We start from the raw sequence: 24,541 nt of genomic DNA on the forward strand, positions 1-24,541 counted from the left end.
GGGCTGGGGCTGCACCTGCCGTCTTTTCAGGGGCGCGGGGAACTGCGCGATCAGCCACGACGCACCCGCACCCGCACCCGCCCGGCAACCCTCCCCGCCGAGCTCCAAGAAGCAGCCGTACAGAACCCCTACAGCAGCTCCTTCAGCCTCTCCGCCAGCAGATCCCAGCGCCACCTCTCCTCGACCCACTCCCGCCCCCGCTCCCCCATCCGGCACCGCAGCTCCGGATCGCCCAGCAGCGCGACGATGCGATCGGCCGCGTCCTCCGGGGAGCCGCCCCGGACGACCCAGCCGGTCTCGCCGTCGAGGACGGCATCAGGCGCCCCGCCGGAGTCGCCCGCGACCACGGGAAGCCCGGTCGCGGAGGCCTCCAGGTAGACGATGCCGAGCCCCTCGACGTCGAGGCCCCCGCGGCGGGTGCGGCACGGCATGGCGAAGACGTCACCGGCGCCGTAGTGGGCGGGGAGTTCGGACCAGGGGACGGCCCCGGTGAAGCGGACCGAGTCGGCGACACCGGTCTCGTGCGCGAGCCTGCGCAAGTCCTTCTCGTACGGCCCGCCGCCCACGATCAGCAGCACCGCCTCGGGCTCACGCGCCAGGATCCGCGGCATCGCGAGGATGAGCGTGTCCTGGCCCTTGCGCGGGACCAGCCGGGAGACGCAGACCACGACCGGGCGGTCGGTCAGGCCGAGCCGGGCCCGGACTGCGTCGCCGCCCGAACCGGGGTGGAAGGTCTTCTCGTCGACGCCCGGCGGCAGTTGGGCCATCCGCGCGGCCGCCTCGGGCGTCAGCGCGGCGGCGATCCGCGAGCGCGTGTACTCACCGAGATACGTGATCGTGTCCGTCGACTCGCCGATCCTGCGCAGCAGCCCGCGCGAGCCGGGCAGTTGCGCCCACCCCGCCTCATGACCGTGCGTCGTGGCCACGAGGCGCTCCGCGCCGGCCTTCCTCAGCGCGGGCGCCAGCAGCCCGAGCGGTGCCGCGGCACCGAACCACACCGACGTACAGCCGTGCTCGCGGAGCAGCCCCACGGCCCGCTGGGAGACCCTCGGAGTGGGCAGCAGCATGGTTGTTCGGTCGCGTACGATGGCGAAGGGCTGTTCGGTGTCGAAGGCGGCCGTCGCCTCGGCTCCCTCCCGGCCCCGCTTCCACGTGGAGGCGTAGACGACGAGCCGCTCGGGGTCCAGGCGCAGCGCCATGTTGTGCAGGAAGGCCTGGATGCCGCCCGGTCTCGGCGGAAAGTCGTTGGTCACGATCAGGGTCTTGTGCATCGCCGTCGACAGTACCGAAAGCACGGACGTACCGAACCCGCACCCGGCAGCTCCGCACGGCCGCGCTTCATGGCTCTCGCACAGGCGCGCGGGGAATCATGGCCGCACACAGGATCCGTACCGAAGAGGACAGGTGGGCATGACGGGAGCGAGGGGGGCGGGGTTCCCGTATCCGCTGGTGGGGACCTGGGGCCTGACCAGGCTGATGCTGCTGCTCTTCGTCTTCAAGGTGTGGATCTTCCCCGGCCCCGATGTCACCAGCGACGTCTCGGTGATCTACCAGGGCTGGTACGAGGTCCTGCGCACCGGCACGTTCCCGCTGGACGACGTGACCTGGCAGTACCCGCCGGCCGCGGCCCTCGCGATCCTCTCCCCCGCGCTGCTGCCGTTCCTGGAGTACACCTCGGCGTTCTTCGTCCTCGCCTTCCTCGCCGACCTGGTCGCCTTCGGCCTGCTCCTGTACGCGGGCCGGCGTCCGGGCAAGTCGCCGCGCGGCGCCTGGGCGTGGGTGGTGGGCGTGCCGCTGCTCGGGCCGACGGTGTATTCGCGGTACGACGTGATGGTGACGGCGGTCGTCGTGGCCGCGATCCTCGTGGGCGCCCGGCATCCGCGCGTGATGGGCGTGCTCGTCGCGTTCGGCGCGATGCTGAAGGTGTGGCCGGCGCTGCTGCTCGTGGGCACGCCGAAGCGGAAGGCGTGGGCCTCGGCGGCGGCGACGGCCGCGGGGCTGGCACTGCTGTTCGCGGTGTCGATGCCCGGCGCGTTCGCGTTCATGACCTTCCAGCGCGACCGCGGGACCGAGGTCGAGTCCCTGGGCTCCCTGGTCTTCCACATCGCCCGGCACCACGGCTGGGAGGGCCAGGTCCTGCTCAACTACGGCTCGGTGGAGTTCCTCGGGCCGTACGTGGACCTGGTGAGCACGGCGGCCCTGCTGCTGACGGGGCTCGCGTTCGGCTGGCTGCTGATGTGGCGGCTGCTGGCGACGCGCTTCCTGGCGCACACGCTCGCGGACGCCGCCTTCGTGGCGGTGCTCCTGTTCACGACGACCAGCCGGGTGATCAGCCCGCAGTACATGGTATGGCTGGTCGGTCTGGCCGCCGTGTGCCTGGTCTTCCGCGGCAGCCGGATGGGGCTGCCGGCCGGGATGGTCCTGACGGCGTGCTTCTTCACCGTCCTGGAGTTCCCCGTCTATTTCGCGAACGTCGTCGGCAGCGACGGCCTCGGCATCACGCTGCTCGTCATCCGCAACGGCCTGCTGGTCGCCGCGTCCGTAACCGCCGCCACCCTTCTCTGGCGCGACACGGTGTCGTACGCGACCCCGGCCGAGCTGCCCGCTCGGACGGCCCGCACGGAGGAGCCGCTGAACTCCTGAGCGGCTCTACTGGAGCGGCTCTGCTGGATGGCCGGTGCGGTGCGGTGCTTCGTGTGCGGGTCCGTCGTGGCTGGTCGCGCAGTTCCCCGCGCCCCTAAAAGCACGGGTGCACGCGAGCTTCTAAGGGGCGCGGGGCTGTGACATTTGCGGCTCCGCCGCGGGGCGCGACCAGCCCCCTACCCACCCGCAGCCGACACACATCACCCAAGCCGATCCCGCACATACGCCCGCCAAACCGCCGTGAACTCCTCCAGCGACGTGCCCAGGACCTCCTCCAGCCCCGCCTCCACGGCCCCGGCCCGTTTCTGCCGCTCGCCCACGGCCCGGTAGAACTCCCCCAGCCGCACCTCGCCCCACCGCTCGGCGATCAGTCGGCAGGCCAGCCACCCGCCCTCGTAGGCCCGCGCCAGCGCCCCCGCGTCGCCGCCGAAGCCGAAGTCCTCGTCGCCCGGGAGCGCGGCGGGCACCCGCCCCTCGGCCACCGCCCGCGCCAGCTCCGGCGCGGCCTGTTGCGCCGTGCGCCCGGTGCCGCGGTAGCCGACCCAGTCCGCGTACCCCTCGGAGAGCCACAGCGGGGTGGCCGCCGAGGTCGACGCGCGGGTCGCGACATGGGTCGTCTCGTGCGTGAGGACGACCTGCCGTCCGAAGGCGCCGAGCACCCCGTACGCGTCGGGGTTGACGATGATCCGGTCGGCGGGCGCCTTCGTGGATCCGCCCGCCTCGCCCGTGGTGACCGCGGCGATCCCCCGGTACCCGGACGCGGGCGCCCCGAGCAGCTCCGCCATCCCGTCCAGCGACTTCGGTACGAGGACGACGACCCGCCGCGACCAGTCCTCGCCCCACGCCTCCCGCACCGCGGGCACCGCACGGTCGGCCAGTTCCGCGTAGTGGCGCAGCGCGTCGCGCGGGCGGCCGACGCCCAGGACGAGGCTGTGCTCGCCGCGTACGGCCACGACGGCCCCCTGCTCCCACAGCTGCTGGCTGGAGTCCTTGGCGGGCCGGTCTTCGGTCACGTACCAGCGCCCGTCGGCCCGTGCCAGGCTCAGCGTGCGGGCGGTGACGATGGGGGCCTTGTCGTAGCCCTCTATGCGGTAGTGGAGCTCCGCGTCGGCCGTGGCGCGGTCGCCGGAGCGGTGCAGGCCGGTCACGCGGTACGTCCAGTCGGCCAGCGGGACCGCCCGCAGGTTCCTGAACTCGGTGCGCGCGGCGGCCCGTTCCCCGGCGGCGAGGGAGGCGGGTGCCTGCGTCGCCACGAACTCCCGCTCGCTGCCGTCGCGCACCGCGGCCGCCCGTGTGTCGAGCACGCGCTGGACGTCGCCGGACGCGCTGTCGGTCCCCGAGCCGCCACCGCAGCCGGCCGACGCGGTCAGAGCCGCCAGCAGCACTCCCACGACCCACCTCGGCGCACGCCCACGACCAGCCACGACCCTGATCGTACGGCGCCCGGCCGGTGGGGTCAGGGGCGCGTCACGGTGTTGACGGGCATCATGCCCACCGGGTCGTAGCGCACCGGGGCGCCCGGGTAGGGCGCGTGGATCACCTGGCCGTTGCCCACGTACATCCCGACATGGCTGGCGTCGCCCCGGTAGGTGACGATGTCACCGGGCTGCGCCTGGGAGAGCGACACCTGTCGTCCGGTGTGCGCCTGGGCCTGCGAGGTGCGCGGCAGCCCGACACCGGCCTGCGCGTACGACCACTGGGTGAGGCCCGAACAGTCGAACCCGGTGGGTCCGTTGGCGCCCCAGACGTACGGGCGGCCGACGGCCGAGCGGGCCGCGGCGACGGCGGCTGCCGCGCGGCCGGAGGACGGGACCGCGCCGGTGAGGTCGGGGACACGGCCGCCCGAGCGGGAGGCCCGGTCGTAGGCGGCACGGTCGGCGTCCGGCATGGCGTTGAGCAACTGCCGCGCCTTGGACAGCTTCTGCTCGACGGTGCGTTTGTGCCGGGCGACGGCCTTGCGGCTCTTGTCCAGTTCGGTGAGCTTGCGGGTCGCCTCCTCGCGCTCCTGGGAGAGATCACGCATGGCGCCCTGCAGTTCCTTGAGTTCCCCGGCCTGCCGGGAGCTGATCCGGTCGAGCACGGCGGCCTTGTCGAGGTACTCGTCGGGATCGTCGGAGAACATCAGCGCGAGTGAGGGATCGAGGCCGCCGGAGCGGTACTGCGCCCCGGCGAGCGAACCGAGCGCGTCCCGCATGGTGTTGATGCGGTCCTGCTGTCTGGCGATCCGGTCCTGCGCCCTGTCCACCTGGTCGCGCAGTGTGTCCGAGCGCTCGTCGGCCTTGTTGTACGACTCGGTGGCGTGCTCGGCCTCCTCGTACAGCCGGTCCACCTCTGCACGGGTGTCGTCCTGCGGCGCGGCGCCGGCCGGCAGGACGCCGAGGGCCGCGGCCGCGGCGGTCAGTACGCACAGGGTGGCGCCTCGGGCGCCCCGGTCGAAGCCGGACGGTACAAGGCGGCGATGGGACCCCACAGGAAGCCGCACTCCCTTCCGCTGACGTGCCCCCGGAGTTGGGGGAAACGCGGCAGACAGTAGCCGTGCGACTACGCGGTGGCCAAAGACCCATACGGGTACACAACGTGACGCCCCGCCTCAGACGCAGGTCATCAGCGGGGCGTGGGGTCAGCGCGAGTTACGGGAATTCGCCCGTTCGGGCGGCGTGGCGATCAACCTCCCGGCGGGCCCGGAGAGGCTCCGGGCCGGACGGGGAATCAGATCGCGGACGACCGGAGGAGGGAGCCGGGGATCAGACCCGGACGCCGAACTGGAAGGTGCCGATCGTGCTCATGGACTCGAGACGGACGACGGCACCCGGCTTCGGGGCGTGCACGATGACGCCGTTGCCCGCGTACAGACCGACGTGGCCGAGGCTGTTGAAGAAGACCAGGTCACCGGGCTTGAGCTGATCGCGGCCGATCTTCGTGCCGTCGTTCTGCTGCGTGTAGGTGGTCCGGGATATCGACACACCGGCCTGGCCGTACGCCCACTGCGTCAGACCGGAGCAGTCGTACGAGTTGGGGCCGCTGCCGCCGGAGACGTACGGCTTGCCCATCTGGGTCTTGGCGGCGGCGAGGGCGGCGGCACCGCGCTCGGAGGCGGGCACCTCGTTGCCGAGCTCGATGCGGTCCCCGGCGTCCCGGCTGGCACGCGTGTCCGCGGTCTTCAGGGCCGCCTGCTCCTGCGCGGTCAGGGTGTTGAGGAGCTTGCGCGCGTCGGCGAGCTTGGTCTGGACTTCCTTCTTCTTCTGAGCCAGCGTCTTGCGGGTCTCGGAGAGGTCCTTGAGCTTGCCGGCGGCTTCCTCACGCTGCTGGGCGAGGGTCCGCTGCTTCTCCTGGACCTTCTTCAGCGCCTCGACCTGCTGAGCGCTCAGCTGGTCGATCGTGGACGCCTTGTCGAGGTAGTCGTCCGGGTCGGAGGAGAGGAAGAGCTGGACGGAGGGGTCGATCGCGCCCGTGCGGTACTGGGAGCTGGCCATCAGACCGAGGCTGTCGCGCATGGTGTTGAGCTCGTCCTGGCCTCGCGCGACCTGGTCCTGGATGGTGTCGATCTCTTTTTCGAGCTTCTTCGCCTTCTCCTCGGCCCCGTTGGCCCTGTCCGTGGCCCGCGCCGAGTCTTCGTAGAGCGCGTCGACCTTGGTCTTGACCTCGTCCTTGTTCGGCTTCTCGCTGGGCGCGGCGTTGGCCGCCTGCGAGCTGAGGGCCACGGCTGCAGCGGCGGCGGTGGTGAGCACGGTCACACGGGTGCGGCTCGGCTGCTTCGGTCGACGGTGGGACGCCACGGAGGCGAGCTCCTTCATTACCTCAGCCGCCCACCGAGAACACCGGTTGGCGGTGCCCCTCCACCGTCACTCCCAATGAGTGATCACCCGAGTAGAGGTTCGACGCCCGACCCTAGTGATGTTCTTGTGATCAGTTCAAATCCTCCTCGGAAAAATCTCGGTCACCGACCGCATTCTTTGCACTCAACTCACATGCAGTAATGCTCGTTTGACGCTACGTTGCGTGAAGGTTTCGCCAATTCGGGCAAGATGCACATGTGTTGCACTTGGGGTGCCTGTTACGTAGGTGACGTACACCATCAGAAGGTCGGCCGAGCGAAATTCCCTTGCGGGACCGCTTGAAACCCGCTCGCTCAGCCGCGCGAGAAACGCTTCAGGAGGACCGCGGAGGCCACCGGGCGCGCCCCCGCCTTCGCCACCCCGTCGGCCACCTCGCGGTCGGTCGAGACGACGATGACGGGCCGCCCGGGCGGCTCGGCGCGCACCAGCTGACGGATCAACTCGTCGGCGGTGACGCCCGGTTTGGAGAAGAGCACCCGCACCCCGCGCGGCGGGGCGAGCAGCACCGGGGCGGCCAGCTCGGCCCCGTCGAAGACACAGGTGACCTCCGCGCCGGTCTGCGCGGCGAGCTGCGAGAGCTGCCCGAGGAGCCGCAGCCGCTGCTTTTCCAGGGGCATCTGCGGATAGCCGGTCTTGGTGACGTTGTAGCCGTCGACGACCAGATGCGCCTGCGGCAGCGCGAGCAACTGGTCGAGGATCGCGGGATCGTTCTCGGACAGCGCGCGGGCCGCGATGTCTTTTGGTGTCATCCGTCCCGGTTCGACCGCGTCCACGGTCTCGGCGGGCCGCACCGACACCGGCGGCAGGGCGAGTTCGCGCCGCAGCCCCTGTGCCGCGTCGAGCACGGTGTCCAGCAGCAGCCGTACGCGCATGTCCTCGACGCTGCGTCCCTCGCGGGCCGCGCGGCGGGTGGCCTCCAGGGTGGCCTCGACCTCGCTCAGCCGCGCCTTGAGCCGCCGGGCCTCGCTCTCGGCGGCGGACACCTGGGCCTGCCCCTCGCCGCGGACGGCCTCCATCTCGCCCCGCAGCTTGCGCAGGGCCGCCTCGCCGCGTTTGACGTCACTGAGGGCCCCGCGCAGCTTGCGGTGAAGCGATTCGGCTTCCTTCTTCGCCGACTCCAGCTCCGTCCGCAGCCGCTCCGTCTCGGTGCGGGTCTGGCCGCGCGCCTCGGCGAGCTCCTCGCGCAGCCGGTCGAGCTCGGCGCGGGTCTCCTCGTCGGCGCGCTCGGCGTCCGCCCGCAGGGCCTCCTCGCCCGCGGCGGTCACCAGCTTCACCCAGCCCGGGGGACGCAGCACATAGGCCGCGGCCGCCACATCCAGCGGGTCCGCGGCCGGGGGCGGCGAGCCGGAGTCGAGGGCGCCGGTCAGCTCCGACTGGGCCTCTCTGAGCTTCTCGGCGATGCGCTGTCTGAAAAGCGGGTCCGTCTCCAGGGCCGCCGCCATCGCATTGCCCGCGAACTTGGCACGTCGATTGGGGGCGAACCGGGCGTACTGTCGCAGCTGTACGGGCAGTTCGGCCACGGTCAGCCCGCCGAAACCGTCCGAGACGATCTGTACGACTCTGCGGCGCACGCCGTCGGGCAGCGGACGGTCGAGCACCTCGGCGGCGCCGTCGTCCGGCTCCCCGCCCGTGGTGGTCTCCACCATCCTTCACCCCATCGTCCGTGCGGGGCCCGCTCCTGTCAGGAGCCGGCGCCCGGCCTGTCCACCAGTTCCACCTGATCCACCGCATTGCACCAGCGACAGCGCACCGACTCGATGGTCTCACTGACCACGTCGCGCTCCTCGATCTTCGGTTCCCCGGCCAGGTCCAGATGCACGTACTCGACGACCTTCGACGAACGGGTCACGTCGAAGCGCGTGAGGTTGCCGCAGAGCGTGCAGCGCCACCGGGTCTCGGCGGTCGGCAGGGGTACCGTCATCGTTGCAGTCGCTCTCTTTCCTGAGTCTCCATGCCGCACCAGGTTCCCTGGAGCGTGTGGCTCGTAACCCTAAGGCCTGGCGGGTACTCGACGCGCGTCCACCGGGAGCGGCGAGGCGCTCTGTGCGGTTTGCTCCCGTTACGTCATGCTCTGCTCATGATCGGCAACTGGGGTAGGCCCGTCGACAGGGCAGTCAGGTCGGTCCGGGGTCAGTCCGCTCCGGTGACCTACGGACTGATCGCCCTGTGCTGCCTGGTCTTCGTGATCGGCCCGGGCTCGGGTCTCAGTCCCGCGTACGGCACCGGTGACGAGCTGCTTTCCGCCCAGCGGGCCTATTTCGAGCGCTGGGGCGTGGTGCCCGTCGAACTGTTCGAGGGGACACCGAGGGCCGCCGTCACTCCGGCCACCGCCCTCTTCGTGCACGGCAGCTGGCTGCATCTGCTGGGGAACATGCTCTTCCTCTATGTCTTCGGGGCGATGGCCGAGGAGCGGATGGGCCACTTCGCGTTCGCCCTCTTCTATCTGGGCTGTGGCTACCTCGCCCTGTTCGGCTACGCGGCCGCCCACTCCGACTCCGCGCAGACGTTGGTCGGCGCGTCCGGGGCGATCTCCGCGGTCCTCGGTGCGTTCCTCTACCTGTTCCCCAAAGCCCGGGTGACCAGTCTCTTTCCGTTCCTCTTCTTCCTGCCGCTCCGGTTTCCGGCCTGGGTCGTCCTGCCCTTCTGGGTGTCCCTCCAGTGGATGGCGGCAAGCCGCGCGACCCAGGGGCCGGCGGTGGCGTATCTGGCGCATTTGCTGGGGTTCTCGGCGGGGTTCCTCTACGCGTGGGTCCGCTACGGACGTACAGCTGCTGTGTTCTCCCGGGGGACAACCCCCGGACCCCCGGCCGAAAAGACTCCCGGGCGTGAGGCTGAGTAAGGTGAAAACCCAGCCATGGCCACCAAGGGAGAAAACCAGCCGTGATCACCGCGATCGTGCTCATCAAGACCAGCGTGGACCGGATCCCCGAGATCGCGGAGTCGATCGCCGCGCTGGACTCCGTCAGTGAGGTGTTCTCCGTGACTGGCACGTATGACTTGATCGCCATGGTCCGGGTGAAGGCGCATGACGATCTGGCGGATGTGATTCCCGGGATGATCAGCAAGATTCCGGGGGTGGAGGGGACGGATACGCATGTGGCGTTCCGTACATACTCTCAGCATGATCTTGAGGCCGCGTTCGCCATCGGGCTGGACAATTAGGTAGTTCGTCGGCTGCGGCTTCGTCGTGGCCGGTCGCGCAGTTCCCCGCGTCCCTGAAACGGCGCCCCCTGCCGCGTCGTCGAGCTCGGATGAAGAGTTCTTCATCCGGCGCTCATGCGGGGGCGCCGGTGAGGGCCGCAGCATCGGGGCATGGTTTTCTCTCATCGGATGGCGGCTCTCGCCGCTGTGGTGGTGATTCCTCTGGGGATCGCCGCCACGAGTTACGCCCTGACCGACAGTCCGGAGTCTCCGAAGGTGCCGCCCAAGGTGGAGCTGGAGAGCGGGTCGCCCTCCGCGACGCCCACGTCGACCGCCTCTCCGACGGCGGCTCCGACGCCGAGTGACGAGGTCGTGTCGCGGCCTCCGGTGAGTGACGACGATGACGATGACGACGGACCCGGGGACGACGGCTGAGCCCGTACCCGCACCCATGTCCGATTCCGATCTCGATCACGTTCCCGTGCGCCGGCGGATCTCGGCCCGGGTCCGCATCCTGCTCTGGCTGCTGCTCGTGATGGCCGTCGCGCTCGCCGCCGTGGCCACGACCACGCGTTCGATCCTCCTGCGGGACGTCGACTCCCGCGTCAGCGGTCTGCTCGCCCAGGAGGCGGGCGAGTTCGCGAACTTCGAGGAGCGGGGGGTGGACCCCGCGACCGGGGAGCGGTTCACCGAGCCGGGGCGGCTCCTCAAGGTCTTCCTGGAACGGCAGTACGCCGATCCGGACGAGGAACTGATGGGGCTGCTCGCGGGAAACCCTGACGCGGCCCCGGCGAAGCTCGTCCAGGACCGTGAGATCCCCGCGGGACTGCCCCTGCACCAGGACGAGGCCGGCCGCCGGCAGATCTTCGACTCCGCCGAGTCCACCGGCACGCTGCACCGCGCCGCCGGGGACGTCCGGTGGGCCAAGGTCGCCATCGCCCGCTCCGGCGGTGACCCGGAGGCCGCCTTCGTGGTCGCCTTCCATCCGGGGCGCGAGCACGACCGCGTGGACGAGGTGTTCCGCATCCTGCTCGCCATCTCCGGGGTCGCGCTGCTGATGACGACGGGGATCGGCTGGGTGGTGGCCGGGCGGATCCTCAAGCCGGTACGTCTGGTGCGTACCGCCGCCGCGCAGCTCACCGAGCAGGACCTCACCCGGCGCATCCCGGTCCGTGGCCACGACGACATCGCCGCGCTCGCCGAGACCTTCAACGCGATGCTCGACCGTCTGGAAGGCGCCTTCGCTGCCCAGCGCGAGTTCGTCGACGACGCGGGCCACGAACTGCGCACCCCGATCACCATCGTGCGCGGCCATCTGGAGCTGATGGGCGACGACCCGGCCGAGCGCGAGGAGACCATCCGGCTGGTCACCGACGAACTCGACCGGATGAGCCGCATCGTCGAGGACCTGCTGCTGCTCGCCAAGGCCGAGCGCCCGGACTTCGTCACGCCCGAACCGGTGCAGCTCGCCGAACTCACCGCCGATGTCTTCGTCAAGGCCCGCACCCTCGGCGACCGCCACTGGGAACTGGCCGAAGTCGCCGACGGGGAAGCCCAGTTGGACCCGCAGCGCATCACCCAGGCAATGGTCCAGCTCGCCCAGAACGCCGTGCAGCACACCGTCCCCGGCCAGTCGATCCGGATCGGCTCGCGCGTCATCGGCTCGCGTGTCGCCGGCGACCGCATCGAGTTGTACGTCGCCGACTCGGGCCCCGGTGTGCAGCCGCAGGACGCCGAGGTGATCTTCGAGCGGTTCCGGCGCGGCACCTCCCGGCGCGGCACCCGGGGCAGCGGCGCGGGCCTCGGCCTGTCGATCGTGCGGGCCATCGCGGAGGGGCACCGGGGCGGGAAGGTCCGGCTGCGGCAGACCCCGGGCGGCGGGGCCACCTTCGCCGTCGTGCTCGACTCGGTGCCGGACCCGCTCCTTGAGGCGGACCGCGCATGAACACCCGTACCACCCGTACTGCCTGTACCGGAAAGGCCTGTTGGACATGAAGCGCATCCTGATCGTCGAGGACGAGGAGCGCATCGCCTCCTTCGTCGAGAAGGGCCTGCGCGCGGGCGGCTTCACCACGACCGTCGTCGCGGACGGCGACTCCGCCTACGAGTACGCGCTCACCGGCGGCTTCGACCTGGTGATCCTGGACATCGGGCTGCCCGGCCGGGACGGGTTCACCGTGCTGCGCGAACTGCGTGAAGCCCGGGTGACGGTCCCGGTGATCGTGCTGACCGCCCGGGACTCCGTACGCGACGCGGTGGCCGGTCTGGAGGGCGGCGCCGACGACTGGATGACCAAGCCGTTCCGGTTCGAGGAACTTCTTGCGCGGGTGCGGCTGCGGCTGCGTACGGCGGCGGGGGTTCCCGAGGTCACCGTGCTGCGCGGGGGTGACCTCACGCTGGATCTGCGTACGCGGCGGGCTCGCGCGGGCGAGCGGGTGGTTGACCTGACGGCCCGTGAGTTCGTGTTGCTGGAGCTGTTTCTGCGGCATCCCGGGCAGGTTCTGTCGCGTGAGCAGATCCTGTCGCATGTGTGGGGGTATGACTTCGATCCGGGGTCCAACATCGTTGATGTGTATGTGCGTTCGCTTCGGAAGAAGCTTGGGGTTGAGCGGGTGGAGACCGTGCGGGGGATGGGGTATCGGCTCCCGGTGTGAGTGGGCTGTTGGGTCGGTCGTTGTTCGGCTGCGGGCCGGACCTGGCTGATCGCGCAGTTCCCCGCGCCCCTTACGGGGCTCGCGTGAAGGTTCCCTCATCTGGGGCTCATTGGGGGCTCACGGGGCGGTTGAACTCTTGGTGTCGTGAGTCTGAATCTCCGGCAAGCCGCCGCTCTCTGTGTGGCCCTGAGCCTCTGTGCCCTGCTGATCGTGCCCGGCAACTTTCCCGGGCTCGGTGGTGACGCGCGGCTGACGCTGGCCGTGTTCACGCTGGCGACCTGTGCGTGGATCGGTACGCCCATCGACGACACGTACATCGCCCTCGGTGCGGGACTCGCGCTGACGGTGACCGGTGTGATCAGCAGCGAGACGCTCTTCGGCACGCTCGGGGACTCGACGGTCTGGCTGCTGATCTGTGCGTTCGTGCTGGCGGCGGCCGTGGCCCGGACCGGGCTCGCGGGGCGGGCGGCGGCCTTCCTCGTCGGCGGGGCGCGCAGCGTCAGGCAGTTGGTGCATCTGACGACGGCCGCGCTGGTGGTGACGGCCTTCGCGGTGCCCGCGACCTCCGGACGGGCGGCGCTCGCGCTGCCGGTGTTCCTCGCGCTCGCCAAGGTGCTGGCCGACCGGAAGCGACTGGTCGTGATGCTGGCGCTGCTCTTTCCGACCGTGATCCTGCTGTCGGCGGTGGCGACCCTGATCGGTGCGGGTGCGCATCTGATCACGGTGTCGGTGCTGTGGGAGACGACCGGGGACCGTATCGATTTCACCCAGTGGCTGCTGCTCGGGCTGCCGTTGGCCGTGGCGTCCTCCCATCTGGCCGCCGAGACCGTGCTGTTGACGACGACTCGGCGAGCGGACCGCCGAACTCCCGTACGGATCACGGCCGATGACATCCAGCAGCACAGCGAGCAGCCGGTCACCGGCACCTGGTCGCCCGCCGAGTCGCGGTGCGCGCTGCTGCTCGCCACGGTGGTCGCGCTGTGGTGCAGCGAGCCCCTCCACCAGGTGTCCCCCGCGGTCGTCGCCCTGATCGGCGCGGTCGTCGCGGCCTCGCCCGCCCTCGGGACCGTGGGCCTGAAGGACGCACTGAAGACCGTTCCCTGGTCGCTGCTCCTCTTCATGGCCGCGACGATGGCGATGGGGGTCGCGCTCGCGGACTCGGGAGCGGCGGGATGGCTGGTGTCCGGGCTGCCGGGGGACGTGGCCCCGTGGCTGTTCCTCGCGCTCGTCGTCGCGGTGAGCACGGCCGCGCATCTGGTCCTCCAGTCCCGCTCCGCCCGCTCGTCCGTCCTCGTGCCGCTGGTGGTCGCGGCGGCGGTGGGTACGGGGGTCAACCCGGTCGCCGCCGCGCTGGCGTCCACGGCCGCGGCGGGCTTCTGCCACACGCTCCCGGCCTCGGCCAAACCGGTCACGCTCTTCGCCGAGATACCCGGCACACCGACGTACACCCCGCGCGACCTGCTGCGCCTGTCCGCGGTCCTGGCCCCGCTGACGGCCGCGCTCGTCCTGCTCTTCGCCCTCACCGTGTGGCCGCTGCTCGGCGTACCGGTCCTGAAGCCCTGAAGCCGCCAAGCCCGTAGGCCCGTAGACCCGCACGCCCGCACGCCCCGCAAGCCGTGAAGTCCTCAAGGAGCCCTCTCATGCTGACCCGTTTCGCCGTCGCCCCCAGTGGCTTCAAGGAGTCCCTGTCCGCCCAGGCCGCCGCCGACGCCATCGCGGCGGGCGTACGCCGTGTCGTACCGGACGCCGAGGTCGACCTGATCCCCCTGGTGGACGGCGGCGAGGGGACGGCCCGGGCTCTGGCCTCGGCGACCGGCGGCCGACTGGTCGCCCTGCCCGCAACCGGCCCGCTCGGCGAGCCCGTGGGCACCCACTTCGCACTGCTCGGCTCCGGATCCGGCACGGGCACAGGCACCGGATCCGACCTCGGCTCCGCCGACACGGCCGTCGTGGAGATGGCGGCGGTGGCCGGCCTCTCCCTCGTCCCGCATGGCCTGCGCGATCCGGGCGCCACCACCACGTACGGCGTCGGCGAGCTGATCCGCGCCGCCCTCGACACGGGCGTACGCCGCATCCTCGTCGGCTGCGGCGACTCGGGTACGTCGGACGGGGGCGCCGGGGCCCTGCAGGCGCTCGGCGCCCGCCTGCTCGACGAGGACGGCTTCGAACTCTCCCAAGGCGGCCGGGAGTTGACCCGCCTGCACCACATCGACCCGAAGGGCCTCGACCCCCGCCTGGCCCATACGGAACTGCTGGTCGCCTGCAACCCGTACAACGTGCTCTGCGGTGAGCGCGGCGTCGCCCGGGTCTTCGGTCCGCAGAAGGGCGCGACCCCCGCGCAGGTCGAGGAGCTGTCCGCGGGCCTGGAGAACTGGGCGTACGTCCTCACCCGGGACCTCCCGGTCACCTGCGACCTGTACGGCGGCCCCGGTACGGGTGCCTCCGGCGGCCTGGGCGCGGGGCTCGCCGCTCTCGGCGCCCGCCTCCTCCCCCGCTTCGAGGTGCTCCTCGACCATCTCGACCTGGACGCCCGCCTCGCCCGCGCCGACCTGGTCCTCACCGCCGAGGGTGCCCTGGACCACCAGACACCGCGCGGCAAGGTCCCGGCCGAGGTGGCCCGCCGCGCCAAGCTGAACGGACGCCCGGTCCTCGCCCTGGCGGGCACCCTCGGCGAGGGCGCCCACACGGTCCCGGGCGTGGACGCCTTCACCGGCATCCTGCCCGCCCCGATGGCCCTCGCCGAGGCCCTCGTACGAGCCTCCGAACTCCTCACCGACGCGACCGAGCGAGCCCTGCGGATGATCCTGCTGGGGGCGGGACTGCCACGAGCGGCGGGCGTGTGAGGGCGGCGGGGCGCGAACCTTCGCGCAGCCACCCGCCGGTCACACAGCCGGTCACACAGCCGGTCACACAGCCGGTCACACAGCCGGGACGCAACGCCCTTCCACTGTGCGGTAGTTCCACTTCGCGCCGTCGCTCACGAGTTCCTTGACGGCCCGGACGAACCGCTCGACGTGCTCGTCCGGGGTGCCGGCCCCGAAGCTGACCCGAATGGCGTTCAGGGACTTCTCGCCGGGCGCCGCCTCGGGGGCACCGCACTCGCCCTGGCTCTGCGGGTCACTGCCGAGGAGGGTGCGTACGAGCGGGTGCGCGCAGAACAGACCGTCCCGCACTCCGATGCCGTACTCGGCGGAGAGCGCGGCGGCGAAGTGCGAGCTGTTCCAGCCCTCGACGACGAAGGAGATGACACCGACGCGGGGCGCGTCGTCGCCGAAGAGCGAGAGGACGCGCACCTCGGGCACCTCGGCGAGCCCGGCCCTGACGGTGTCGATGAGGTGCTGCTCCCGGGCGACCAGCGTGTCGAAGCCGGCCTCGGTGAGGGCCTTGCAGGCGGAGGCGATGGAGTAGGCGCCGATGACGTTGGGCGACCCGGCCTCGTGCCGTGCGGCGCTCTCGTGCCACTCGACGTCGACGCCGCCGTCCACCCGCCGTGAGACCTTCCGCGAGGCACCTCCGCCCGCGAGGTACGGCTCGGCCTCGGTCAGCCAGTCGGCGCGTCCGGCGAGGACACCCGACCCGAAGGGCGCGTACAGCTTGTGCCCGGAGAAGGCGACCCAGTCGACGTCCAACTCCCGTACGGACACGGGGTGGTGGGGCGCGAGCTGGGCGGCGTCGAGCACGATCCGGGCGCCGTGCTCGTGGGCGGCGGCGGCCAGTTCCCGTACGGGCCACAGCTCGCCGGTGACGTTCGACGCGCCCGTGACGCACACGAGCGCCGGCCCGCGGGGGTCCCGCTCGGCGAGCGCACGCTCCAGCGTGGCGACGGCCTCGTCCGGGGTGCGCGGGGCGTTGAGGTAGGTGACGCGGGCGTCCCGCCACGGGAGCAGGGACGCGTGGTGCTCGGTCTCGAAGACGAAGACCTGGCAGTCGGCGGGGAGCGCGGCGGCGAGGAGGTTGAGCGAGTCGGTGGTGGACCGGGTGAAGACGACCTGGTCGCCGTCGCGGCAGTCGAGGAACTCCTCGACGGTCCTGCGGGCGTTCTCGAACAGGTCGGTGGACAGCTGGGAGAGGTACCCGGCCCCGCGGTGCACGCTCCCGTAGTACGGGGCGTACGCGGCCACGTCGTCCCACACCCGCTGCAGGGCCGGGGCGCTGGCGGCGTAGTCGAGCGCGGCGTAGGTGACCTCGCCGCCGGTGACGAGCGGGACCGTGACGTCCCGGCCCAGCACAGGCAGCGACGCGGAGGTGTCACGGCAGACGGCCTGGTCGGCGGCAGTGGAGGCAGCGGTGGAAACAGACATGGCGAACTCCTGTGAGGCAGGCGGGAACACCACGCGAGCGGGTGGAGCTCAAGCGTGGGTGAAGGGTGAAAAGGGGTGTGCGGAGGCGGGGCTCTACGCCCTATCGCATTCGCTTGCTCACAGAAGGCTCCCTCGGACGACCAGGACCCCTGGCGATACGAGGGGTCCGCGCTTGCCGTAGACCTCACTGCCTACGGCCTGGTCTTCACCCGGGGCACCCCGCCACGGACGGAGGGTTGCCGGACAGTCGGCCGGGGCCTGATGACTGTCGCTCATGACCTGCCTGCATCTTGCCACACGATGATCCGACCGCAACCCCGACGTCCGAATACCGGGACGGCCGGGGAGCGACGGGGCCTTTTCTCGCCCCCGCCGCCCCTACCCATTCCCGTCACTTACTCAGGGGCTCCGCCCCCGAACCCCCAAAAGACTGCGCAGTTCCCCGCGCCCCTGAAAAGGGGCGCGGGGAACTGCGCGACCAGCCACAACCCACCCGCAGCCGCTACGCGTTCGTCGCCGCCACCCACCGCTCCAGCGTGGCCTTCGCCGCCCCGGAGTCGATCGCGGCCGCCGCCTTCACCATCCCCGCCCGGAGCTGGTCCGCGAGCGGCCCGTCCCCCGGCGACAGAGCGACGAGCGCCGCCGCCGAGTTCAGCAGCACAGCGTCCCGCACAGGCCCGGTCTCCCCGTTCAGCAGCCGTCGGGCCACATCCGCGTTGTACGAGGCGTCGGCCCCCCGCAACGCCTCCACGGGCACCAGCTCGATCCCCACGTCACGCGGATCGAACGACTCCTCGCGCACCTTCCCGTCCCGCACGACCCACACCCGTGAGGTGGCCGTCGTCGTCAGCTCGTCCAGCCCGTCGTCACCGCGGAAGACGAGCGAGGAGTTGCCGCGCTCGGCGAACACCCCGGCCATGATCGGCGCCATCCGGGGATCGGCACACCCGACGGCCTGCGCCTTCACCTTCGCCGGATTGGTCAGCGGTCCGAGCGCGTTGAAGACCGTACGGATCCCCAACTGCCCGCGCGCGGCGCCCGCGTGGCGCATCGCGGGGTGGAACTTCGCCGCGAAGCAGAAGGTGATCCCGGCCGTCTCGGCGACCTGCGCCACCCGGTGTGTCGGCAGCTCCAGGTTGACCCCGAGCTTCTCCAGCACGTCGGACGCCCCGGAGGCCGAGGAGGCAGCCCGGTTGCCGTGCTTGACGACCTTGGCACCCGTCCCGGCGATGACGATCGCCGACATGGTGGAGATGTTGACGGTCTTCGCCCCGTCGCCGCCCGTACCGACGATGTCGACGGTGTCCCCCGGCACCTCGATCACGTTCGCGTGCTCGTACATCGCCTGGACGAATCCGACGATCTCCTCGACGGTCTCGCCCTTGGCCCGCAGCGCCACCACGAACCCGGCGATCTGCGCGTCGGTCGCCTCGCCCCGCATGATCAGGTCCATCGCCCAGGCGGTGTCCGCGGCGCTCAGGTCTCGTCCGTCCAGCAGGCCGTTCAGCAGGGCGGGCCAGGAACGGACCGCCGCGGTGTCGCCTCCTGCGGGGGTCACAGCGCTCATATGCCGCTCCTGGGTCGTCCGTCCCGCGATGGGGACGCCTGTGGGATGTGGGATTTTTCCCGTACTCCGTAGCCCGTAGTCCGTAGCTCGTTACGGGAACGGGTCCACCCTATCCAGCCCCGGGGACGGCAAAGAGCCCCGTCCGGGCAATGGACGGGGCTCCTGCCGTGGCGAACAGGTCGAAGATCAGTGGTGGCCGTGGCCGCTCGTGATCTCCTTGTACTCCTCGGCGGTGGGCTTCGGGATCTGGTTGTCCTCCCCGAAGTACGCGTTGCTGAGCTTGGCGCGCAGCTTCTGCGGGCCCTTCACCTTGCGCTCGACACCGTTCTCGTCGACCGCCGGGCCGATCGCGGCCGGCTCGTACTGCTCGTGCGCCGTGAGGGTGTGCAGAGCCTCCTGGCTGAGGGGCTCGTGGACCTCGATGAACTCACCGTGCGGCAGGCGCTTGATGATGCCCGACTCTCGGCCGTGCAGCACCTTGTCCTTGTCGCGGCGCTGGAGGCCGAGACAGATCCGCTTGGTGACGACGAACGCGATGACCGGTCCGACGAAGAACCCGACCCGGACGAACCAGGTGACCGAGTTGATCGACAGATGGAAGTGGGTCGCGACGATGTCGTTGCCACCGCCGATCAGCATGATCATGTACGCGGTCACCCAGGCGACACCGAAGGCCGTACGGGTCGGCGCGTTGCGCGGCCGGTCCAGGATGTGGTGCTCGCTCTTGTCCCCGGTGATCCAGGACTCGATGAACGGGTAGAGCGCGAGAATGCCGAGGAAGAGACCGAACAGCACCAGCGGGATGAACACACCCAGGACGAGTGTGTGACCCCAGAGGTTGATCTCCCAGCCGGGCATCGCGCGGATCAGACCCTCGGCGAAGCCCATGTACCAGTCCGGCTGGGCGCCCGTGGACACCTGGTCCGGCCGGTACGGTCCCAGCACCCAGATCGGGTTGATGGACGCGACCGCGGCCAGCACGGCGATGAAACCGAAGACCAGGAAGAAGAAGCCTCCGGCCTTGGCCATGTAGACCGGCAGCAGCGGCATGCCGACGACGTTCTTGTTGGTCTTTCCGGGACCCGCGAACTGCGTGTGCTTGTGGTAGAAGACCAGGATCAGGTGGCCGACCACGAGCCCGAGCATGATGCCGGGCAGCAGCAGGATGTGGATCGAGTAGAACCGCGAGACGAAGTCGCCGCCCGGGAACTCCCCGCCGAACAGGAAGAACGAGATGTACGTTCCGACGATCGGCGTGGCGAGGATCGCGCCCTGGGTGAAGCGGACGCCGGTGCCGGAGAGCAGGTCGTCCGGGAGCGAGTAGCCGGTGAACCCGGTGAACATGCCGAGGACGAACAGCAGGAAGCCGAACATCCAGTTGATCTCACGCGGCTTGCGGAACGCGCCGGTGAAGAACACGCGCATCATGTGCACGAACATGCCGGCCAGGAAGACGATGGCCGCCCAGTGGTGGATCTGCCGGATGAGCAGACCGCCGCGGACGTCGAAGCTGATGTCCAGCGTGGAGGCGAAGGCCTCCGACATCAGCTGCCCCTGCAGCGGGACATAGCTTCCGTGGTACTCGATCTCGTTCATCGAGGGGTGGAAGAACAGCGTCAGATACACACCCGTGAGGATGATGATGATGAAGCTGTAGAGGCAGATCTCGCCCAGCATGAAGGACCAGTGGTCCGGGAAGATCTTGCGCATGTTGGCCTTGGCCAGGGAGTAGATCCCCAGCCGGCCGTCGGCCCAGTCGGCGATCTTCTCGCCGGCCGGCGCCTTCTCGCGCGAGCGCGAGTCGGTGGTGGTCGTAGTGCTCATCCGCGCTCCCAGAATGCAGGACCGACAGGCTCGTCGAAGTCGCCGAGCGCCTGAAGGTAGCCCTCGTCGTTCACGCCGATGCGCAGCTGCGGCAGGGCGTGACCGGCCGGGCCGAAGATAACTCGGGCACCGTCGGCGAGGTCGAAGGTGGACTGGTGGCACGGGCAGAGAACGTGGTGCGTCTGCTGCTCGTACAGGGAGATCGGGCAACCGACGTGGGTGCAGATCTTCGAGTACGCCACGATGCCCTCGTGGGACCACTCGAGTTCACGCTTGTCCTTGATGTTGTCCGGCTGCAGCCGGACGATCATCAGGGCCGCCTTGGCGATCTCGGTCTGGAACTCGTGGGAGTGCTCCTCCAGGCCCTCGGGCTTGGCGAAGGTGAGCGAGCCGACGGCGACGTCGGAGGGGCGCAGCGGCTCGTTCGTGTTCATGTTGACGAGCTGCAGTCCCTTGCGCCACATCGTGTGCCGCAGCTTGTCCTCCGGCAGCGGACCGAGGTCGCGCAGCAGGACGATGCCGGACAGCGGGAACAGGGTCAGCGCGCCGAACATCGTGTTGCGGATCAGCTTGCGACGGCCGAGCGCGGACTCCTTGGCGCCCTGCTTGAAGTCGGCCAGCACCTTGGCCTTGACCTCGGGCTCCGCCGCGATGGCGTGGCGCTCGTCGGTCATCTCCTCGTCGGACATCAGGGTGCGGGCCCAGTGGACCGCACCCGCGCCGATGCAGAACAGCGCCAGACCGAGCGTCATGCCCAGGGCGAAGTTCAGTCCGCTGATGTGACCCAGCGGGAAGATGTAGACGATCTTGTCGGCGGGAATCGTGACGAACGCCGCGATGAAGCCGACCGTGGCCAGCATCGAGAGCGTGAACAGCAGGGCGACCGTGCGCTCGGACCGCTTGGCGGCCCGCTCGTCGATGTCCTGGATGCGGTGCTCGTGCGGCGGCAGACCGGGATCCGCGAACGGGTGCTTCTCGTCCGCGACACTCACGGCGCCGTGCGCGTGCTCGTCGTCGGCCCGCTCGGCGGGCAGGTTCTCTTCTGGGGTCTCTTGGCTACTCATGACTTCTTGGCCTTTGCGGTCCGGGCGGCGACCCACACGGCGACGGCGATCAGTCCGCCGAGACCGAAGACCCAGCCGAAGAGTCCTTCACTGACCGGCCCGAGGCCGCCCAGCTCCAGACCACCGGGGCTCTCCGAGTCGTCGCTGTTGACCGCGTCGAGGTACGCGATGATGTCCTGCTTGTTCTTCTCCGTCAGCGTGGTGTCGGGGAAGGACGGCATGTTCTGCGGGCCGGTCTGCATGGCCTCGTAGACGTGCTTCGGGTCGACATCCTCCAGCGTCGGGGCGTACTTGCCGTTCGTCAGCGCGCCGCCCTTGCCGGTGAAGTTGTGGCACTGGGCGCAGTTGGTACGGAAGAGCTCACCACCCTTGGCGATGTCCGCGCCCTCGGGGCTGTACTGGGCCTCGGTGGGCACTGTCGGACCGGCACCCAGCGAGGCGATGAACGCCGCGAGCTGGTCGATCTCGGCCTGCGAGTAGATGACCTTCTTCTTCGGAACCTGCGCGCCAGGCTGCTGGGCCGGCATGCGGCCGGTGCCGACCTGGAAGTCGACGGCCGCGGCGCCCACACCGACGAGACTCGGACCGTCAGTGGTGCCCTGACCGCCGGTGCCGTGGCAGCTGGCGCAGCCGACGGCGTAGAGCTTCTTGCCCTCGTCGATTGCTAGGGACTGGGCGGTTGTACCGGCCTGCGCCTCGTCCGCGGGCGCGAACGCGGTATACAGCCCCCCGGTGCATGCCAGCGCGAGGAGTAGGACGACGAGCGCCGCCAGCGGATGGCGTCGTCGTGCGGAGAGCTTTTTCACGGATTACCCCGGTGTCAGGATCTTCTGCGTCGATGCTTCTGGAATGTGCTCGGGAACGGGCCCGGCTACTTGATCATGTAGATCGTGGCGAAGAGGCCGATCCAGACGACATCGACGAAGTGCCAGTAGTAGGACACGACGATGGCGGCGGTCGCCTGCTCGTGCGTGAACCTGCGGGCGGCGTAGGTGCGCCCGAGGACCAGCAGGAAGGCGATGAGACCACCCGTCACGTGCAGGCCGTGGAAGCCGGTGGTCAGGTAGAACACCGAGCCGTACGGGTCGGAGGAGAGCGAGAGGCCCGCGTCCTTGACCAGTTCGGTGTACTCGAGGACCTGACCGCCGATGAAGATCGCACCCATGATGAAGGTGACGATGAACCACATCCGGAGCTTCTTCACGTCCCCGCGCTCGGCGGCGAAGACGCCGAGCTGGCAGGTGAGGGAGGAGAGCACCAGGATCGTGGTGTTCGTCGCCGAGAACGGGAAGTTGAGATGTTCCGCCATCTCCTTCCAGTGATCCGGCCCGGTCACCGATCGCAGGGTGAAGTACATCGCGAAGAGGGCCGCGAAGAACATCAGCTCGGAACTCAGCCAGATGATGGTTCCGACGCTGGTGAGGTTCGGCCGATTGACCGACGGGTGCGCGTGCCCGGTTTCTACTGTCGTTGCTGTCGCCACGACCGACATTATGTCGGTCGCTTATCTCGCCCTCACTCCCGGGGGTGCCGTTCGGAGTGTCTGTGGGTCGTGTCCAGCCCATATGGCCCATCGAAGCCCTGTCCGAACCGCTGTTGACCATGTGTTCAAGGGAGTAGCATCCGCGCTATCGGACCCTGTCCGTATCTGTCTCTACGACGCTGACGTCCCGGAGGAAGAATGCAGCCGACCGCAACGGTGCTGGTCTACAGCGACGACTCCAACACCCGTGAGCAGGTGCGGCTCGCCACCGGCCGGAGGCCGGCCACGGACGTGCCTCAGGTCGAGTTCATCGAGTGCGCGACGCCTGCCGCCGTCATCAAGGAGCTGGACCGCGGTGGCATCGATGTGTGCGTGCTCGACGGCGAGGCCGTTCCCGCGGGCGGGATGGGGATCTGCCGGCAGATCAAGGACGAGATCTTCAACTGTCCGCCGGTGCTGTTGCTGATCGGGCGGCCTCAGGACGCGTGGCTTGCCACGTGGAGCCGGGCTGACGCCGCGGTGACCTTGCCGGTGGAGCCGGTGGAGTTCGCCTCTGCGCTGGCGGGGTTGCTTCGCAGCCGGCGTGCTCTCAGCGCCTGAGAGCTCGGTCGGACCTGTGGTTCTGCGGGTGCGGGTGCGTTGTGGCTGGTCGCGCAGTTCCCCGCGCCCCTGAAATAGCTGGGCCCTGCCCAAAGGACGCGCCCCTGAAGAGTCGGCCCCCTGCCTAAACAGACTCGGGGCGTAGCCTCAGGCGGGCTTCCGGGCCGGGGCCCTCCGGGGTGTCGGCCACCAGGGCGCTGCCTGTGCGCCATTTTTTCCAGGTCAGGTTCCAGTCGCCGAAGCCGTTGCCGAACGGGGCCATCATCTCGCCGGACGAGTTGACGACCTGGACGATGTCGCCGGCGCGGATGTTCTCGTAGAACCACTGGGCGTTGGCGGTGCTCATGCCGGTGCAGCCGTGGCTGACGTTGGCGTAGCCCTGGGAACCCGTGGACCAGGGGGCGGCGTGAACGTACTCGCCGCTGTTGGTGAGCCTGACCGAGTTGTGGACGATCAGGTCGTAGAAGTCCGAAGAGCCGATGCTGGCGCTGGTCATGCGAACGGTACCCTCCTTCCCCAGTACGACCTTGACGCCGTTGCGGGTGTCGTAGCCCGGCTTGCCGGTGGTGACGGGGATCGACTTGATCGCCTCACCGTTCCGGTAGACCGTCATGGAGTGCGCCGAGGCGTCCGTGACGGCTTCCACGCGGTCGCCCGTGGTCAGGGTCAGGGGCTTGGCCCTGCCGCCCCAGAGGCGCTCGGCGACCTTGATCCCGGCCAGGTTGCTGTGGGCGCTGACGGTGGCCTGGGTGGGCCAGTACTCCTTGGGGCGGTAGTGCAGTTTCTTGTCGTCCACCCAGTGCCAGGCGCCCTCCACGGCGGGCCGGGAGTCGACCTTCAGTGAGCGCTCCACGACGGCGCGGGCGGCCTTGTCCTTGACCGGGAGGCTGAGCTCGGCGGTGACGGGCTGACCGACGCCGTACGTGCCCTTGTCGGGCCCGAACTTCACGTCCAGCCGCTTCTTCGTGGTGGGGGTTCCGGTGTCGAAGTCGACGACCTTGCGGCCGGGAGCGCCGTCCTCGTCCTCGGTGCTCACGTGGACCCTGTAGTGGACGCCGGCGGCCAGCGGGGAGGTGCTGTGCCAGCGGGTTCCGTCGGCCGAGAGTTCGCCCGCCACGTACCGTCCTGTGGCGTCCGTGGCGGTCACGTCGGTGATGCGGCCGTCGGAGTCCTCGGCGGTGATCTCCAGGGGCTTGTCCGGGTCGGCCTTCTTGCCGTCGTCCACGGGGATGCTGAAGGAGATGTCCTCCCCGGCGTCGTAGGGCTTGGCCGACAGCGGGTGGCCGTCGGAGCCGCAGGCCGTGACCCCGGCGCCGAGGGCGACTATGAGTGCCGTACTGACGGCTGTGCGGTATCGCGGTGTGTGGCTCATGACCTCACGCTAGGAAGCGGGGCCGGACCCGGCGCGCCGAGTGGGCCGTGCGAGGG

General features: G+C 70.1%; 22 protein-coding genes and 1 riboswitch. Of the genes, 9 read left to right on the forward strand and 13 right to left on the reverse strand.

Features of this window, described 5'->3' with window-relative positions; translation table 11 throughout:
• Positions 1 to 128 precede the first annotated feature (128 nt).
• On the reverse strand, positions 129 to 1,271 hold the full coding sequence (locus ACFWXQ_RS41630; protein WP_383952121.1) for a glycosyltransferase family 4 protein: 1,143 nt from the start codon (positions 1,269 to 1,271) through the stop codon (positions 129 to 131).
• A 139-nt stretch (positions 1,272 to 1,410) separates the two neighbouring features.
• Between ACFWXQ_RS41630 and ACFWXQ_RS41635 the strand changes: the two genes are divergently transcribed.
• Positions 1,411 to 2,643 (forward strand): glycosyltransferase 87 family protein, encoded by a 1,233-nt coding sequence (locus ACFWXQ_RS41635; protein ID WP_383952123.1) that lies wholly within the window; start codon positions 1,411 to 1,413, stop codon positions 2,641 to 2,643.
• Positions 2,644 to 2,843: 200 nt separating this feature from the next.
• On the opposite strand, the gene ACFWXQ_RS41640 is transcribed toward ACFWXQ_RS41635, so the two are convergent.
• The 5 genes from ACFWXQ_RS41640 to ACFWXQ_RS41660 form a co-directional block, all read right to left on the reverse strand.
• On the reverse strand, positions 2,844 to 4,067 hold the full coding sequence (locus tag ACFWXQ_RS41640) for a hypothetical protein (protein ID WP_383952125.1): 1,224 nt from the start codon (positions 4,065 to 4,067) through the stop codon (positions 2,844 to 2,846).
• A 32-nt stretch (positions 4,068 to 4,099) separates the two neighbouring features.
• Positions 4,100 to 5,113 (reverse strand): NlpC/P60 family protein, encoded by a 1,014-nt coding sequence (locus ACFWXQ_RS41645; protein WP_383952127.1) that lies wholly within the window; start codon positions 5,111 to 5,113, stop codon positions 4,100 to 4,102.
• 274 nt (positions 5,114 to 5,387) lie between these two features.
• Entirely contained in the window at positions 5,388 to 6,419 is a 1,032-nt protein-coding gene (locus tag ACFWXQ_RS41650) for an NlpC/P60 family protein (protein ID WP_383952129.1), read from the reverse strand.
• A 353-nt stretch (positions 6,420 to 6,772) separates the two neighbouring features.
• The gene (locus ACFWXQ_RS41655) at positions 6,773 to 8,125 is read right to left on the reverse strand and encodes an NYN domain-containing protein (protein WP_383952131.1); all 1,353 of its coding nucleotides are present in this window, start codon (positions 8,123 to 8,125) and stop codon (positions 6,773 to 6,775) included.
• A gap of 35 nt (positions 8,126 to 8,160) precedes the next feature.
• Positions 8,161 to 8,400: a hypothetical protein gene (locus ACFWXQ_RS41660; protein ID WP_383952133.1), complete on the reverse strand. Its 240-nt coding sequence runs from the start codon at positions 8,398 to 8,400 to the stop codon at positions 8,161 to 8,163.
• Positions 8,401 to 8,556: 156 nt separating this feature from the next.
• Between ACFWXQ_RS41660 and ACFWXQ_RS41665 the strand changes: the two genes are divergently transcribed.
• The 7 genes from ACFWXQ_RS41665 to ACFWXQ_RS41695 all read left to right on the forward strand — a co-directional run bounded on the left by ACFWXQ_RS41665 (position 8,557) and on the right by ACFWXQ_RS41695 (position 15,117).
• Positions 8,557 to 9,318, forward strand: a complete 762-nt coding sequence (locus ACFWXQ_RS41665; RefSeq protein WP_383952135.1) for a rhomboid family intramembrane serine protease — start codon at positions 8,557 to 8,559, stop codon at positions 9,316 to 9,318.
• A 41-nt stretch (positions 9,319 to 9,359) separates the two neighbouring features.
• Positions 9,360 to 9,641, forward strand: coding sequence for an Lrp/AsnC family transcriptional regulator (locus tag ACFWXQ_RS41670; protein ID WP_055615922.1), 282 nt, complete (start codon positions 9,360 to 9,362; stop codon positions 9,639 to 9,641).
• Positions 9,642 to 9,791: 150 nt separating this feature from the next.
• Complete coding sequence (locus ACFWXQ_RS41675; protein WP_383952137.1) at positions 9,792 to 10,055, forward strand: small secreted hydrophilic protein; 264 nt, start codon at positions 9,792 to 9,794, stop codon at positions 10,053 to 10,055.
• A gap of 16 nt (positions 10,056 to 10,071) precedes the next feature.
• Positions 10,072 to 11,565, forward strand: a complete 1,494-nt coding sequence (locus ACFWXQ_RS41680; protein ID WP_383952139.1) for an ATP-binding protein — start codon at positions 10,072 to 10,074, stop codon at positions 11,563 to 11,565.
• Between the two features lie 46 nt (positions 11,566 to 11,611).
• Entirely contained in the window at positions 11,612 to 12,274 is a 663-nt protein-coding gene (locus ACFWXQ_RS41685) for a response regulator transcription factor (protein WP_383952141.1), read from the forward strand.
• 144 nt (positions 12,275 to 12,418) lie between these two features.
• A complete protein-coding gene (locus tag ACFWXQ_RS41690; RefSeq protein WP_383952143.1) occupies positions 12,419 to 13,837 on the forward strand; it encodes an SLC13 family permease in 1,419 nt (472 codons plus the stop codon).
• Between the two features lie 77 nt (positions 13,838 to 13,914).
• Positions 13,915 to 15,117: a glycerate kinase gene (locus ACFWXQ_RS41695; RefSeq protein ID WP_383952145.1), complete on the forward strand. Its 1,203-nt coding sequence runs from the start codon at positions 13,915 to 13,917 to the stop codon at positions 15,115 to 15,117.
• 75 nt (positions 15,118 to 15,192) lie between these two features.
• On the opposite strand, the gene ACFWXQ_RS41700 is transcribed toward ACFWXQ_RS41695, so the two are convergent.
• The 6 genes from ACFWXQ_RS41700 to ACFWXQ_RS41725 all read right to left on the reverse strand — a co-directional run bounded on the left by ACFWXQ_RS41700 (position 15,193) and on the right by ACFWXQ_RS41725 (position 22,522).
• Positions 15,193 to 16,575 (reverse strand): aminotransferase class V-fold PLP-dependent enzyme, encoded by a 1,383-nt coding sequence (locus ACFWXQ_RS41700; RefSeq protein ID WP_383952147.1) that lies wholly within the window; start codon positions 16,573 to 16,575, stop codon positions 15,193 to 15,195.
• Positions 16,576 to 16,738: 163 nt separating this feature from the next.
• A riboswitch (SAM riboswitch) is annotated at positions 16,739 to 16,855 on the reverse strand.
• Between the two features lie 222 nt (positions 16,856 to 17,077).
• Positions 17,078 to 18,142, reverse strand: a complete 1,065-nt coding sequence (gene trpD, locus ACFWXQ_RS41705) for an anthranilate phosphoribosyltransferase (RefSeq protein ID WP_383955058.1) — start codon at positions 18,140 to 18,142, stop codon at positions 17,078 to 17,080.
• Positions 18,143 to 18,328: 186 nt separating this feature from the next.
• On the reverse strand, positions 18,329 to 19,966 hold the full coding sequence (locus ACFWXQ_RS41710; RefSeq protein ID WP_383955060.1) for a cytochrome bc complex cytochrome b subunit: 1,638 nt from the start codon (positions 19,964 to 19,966) through the stop codon (positions 18,329 to 18,331).
• A complete protein-coding gene (locus ACFWXQ_RS41715) occupies positions 19,963 to 21,030 on the reverse strand; it encodes a Rieske 2Fe-2S domain-containing protein (RefSeq protein ID WP_383955062.1) in 1,068 nt (355 codons plus the stop codon). Before ACFWXQ_RS41715 ends, ACFWXQ_RS41710 begins: the two co-directional genes overlap by 4 nt.
• Positions 21,027 to 21,836: a c-type cytochrome gene (locus ACFWXQ_RS41720; RefSeq protein ID WP_383955064.1), complete on the reverse strand. Its 810-nt coding sequence runs from the start codon at positions 21,834 to 21,836 to the stop codon at positions 21,027 to 21,029. The genes ACFWXQ_RS41715 and ACFWXQ_RS41720 overlap by 4 nt, the downstream gene beginning before the upstream one ends.
• A gap of 65 nt (positions 21,837 to 21,901) precedes the next feature.
• Positions 21,902 to 22,522 (reverse strand): heme-copper oxidase subunit III, encoded by a 621-nt coding sequence (locus ACFWXQ_RS41725; RefSeq protein ID WP_143637955.1) that lies wholly within the window; start codon positions 22,520 to 22,522, stop codon positions 21,902 to 21,904.
• Positions 22,523 to 22,711: 189 nt separating this feature from the next.
• Between ACFWXQ_RS41725 and ACFWXQ_RS41730 the strand changes: the two genes are divergently transcribed.
• Positions 22,712 to 23,113 (forward strand): hypothetical protein, encoded by a 402-nt coding sequence (locus ACFWXQ_RS41730; RefSeq protein ID WP_383955067.1) that lies wholly within the window; start codon positions 22,712 to 22,714, stop codon positions 23,111 to 23,113.
• A gap of 124 nt (positions 23,114 to 23,237) precedes the next feature.
• On the opposite strand, the gene ACFWXQ_RS41735 is transcribed toward ACFWXQ_RS41730, so the two are convergent.
• Complete coding sequence (locus ACFWXQ_RS41735) at positions 23,238 to 24,485, reverse strand: Ig-like domain-containing protein (protein WP_383955068.1); 1,248 nt, start codon at positions 24,483 to 24,485, stop codon at positions 23,238 to 23,240.
• Positions 24,486 to 24,541: the final 56 nt, after the last annotated feature.

This window comes from Streptomyces sp. NPDC058697 (assembly GCF_042715345.1).
GTDB classification, from domain to species: domain Bacteria; phylum Actinomycetota; class Actinomycetes; order Streptomycetales; family Streptomycetaceae; genus Streptomyces; species Streptomyces liliifuscus.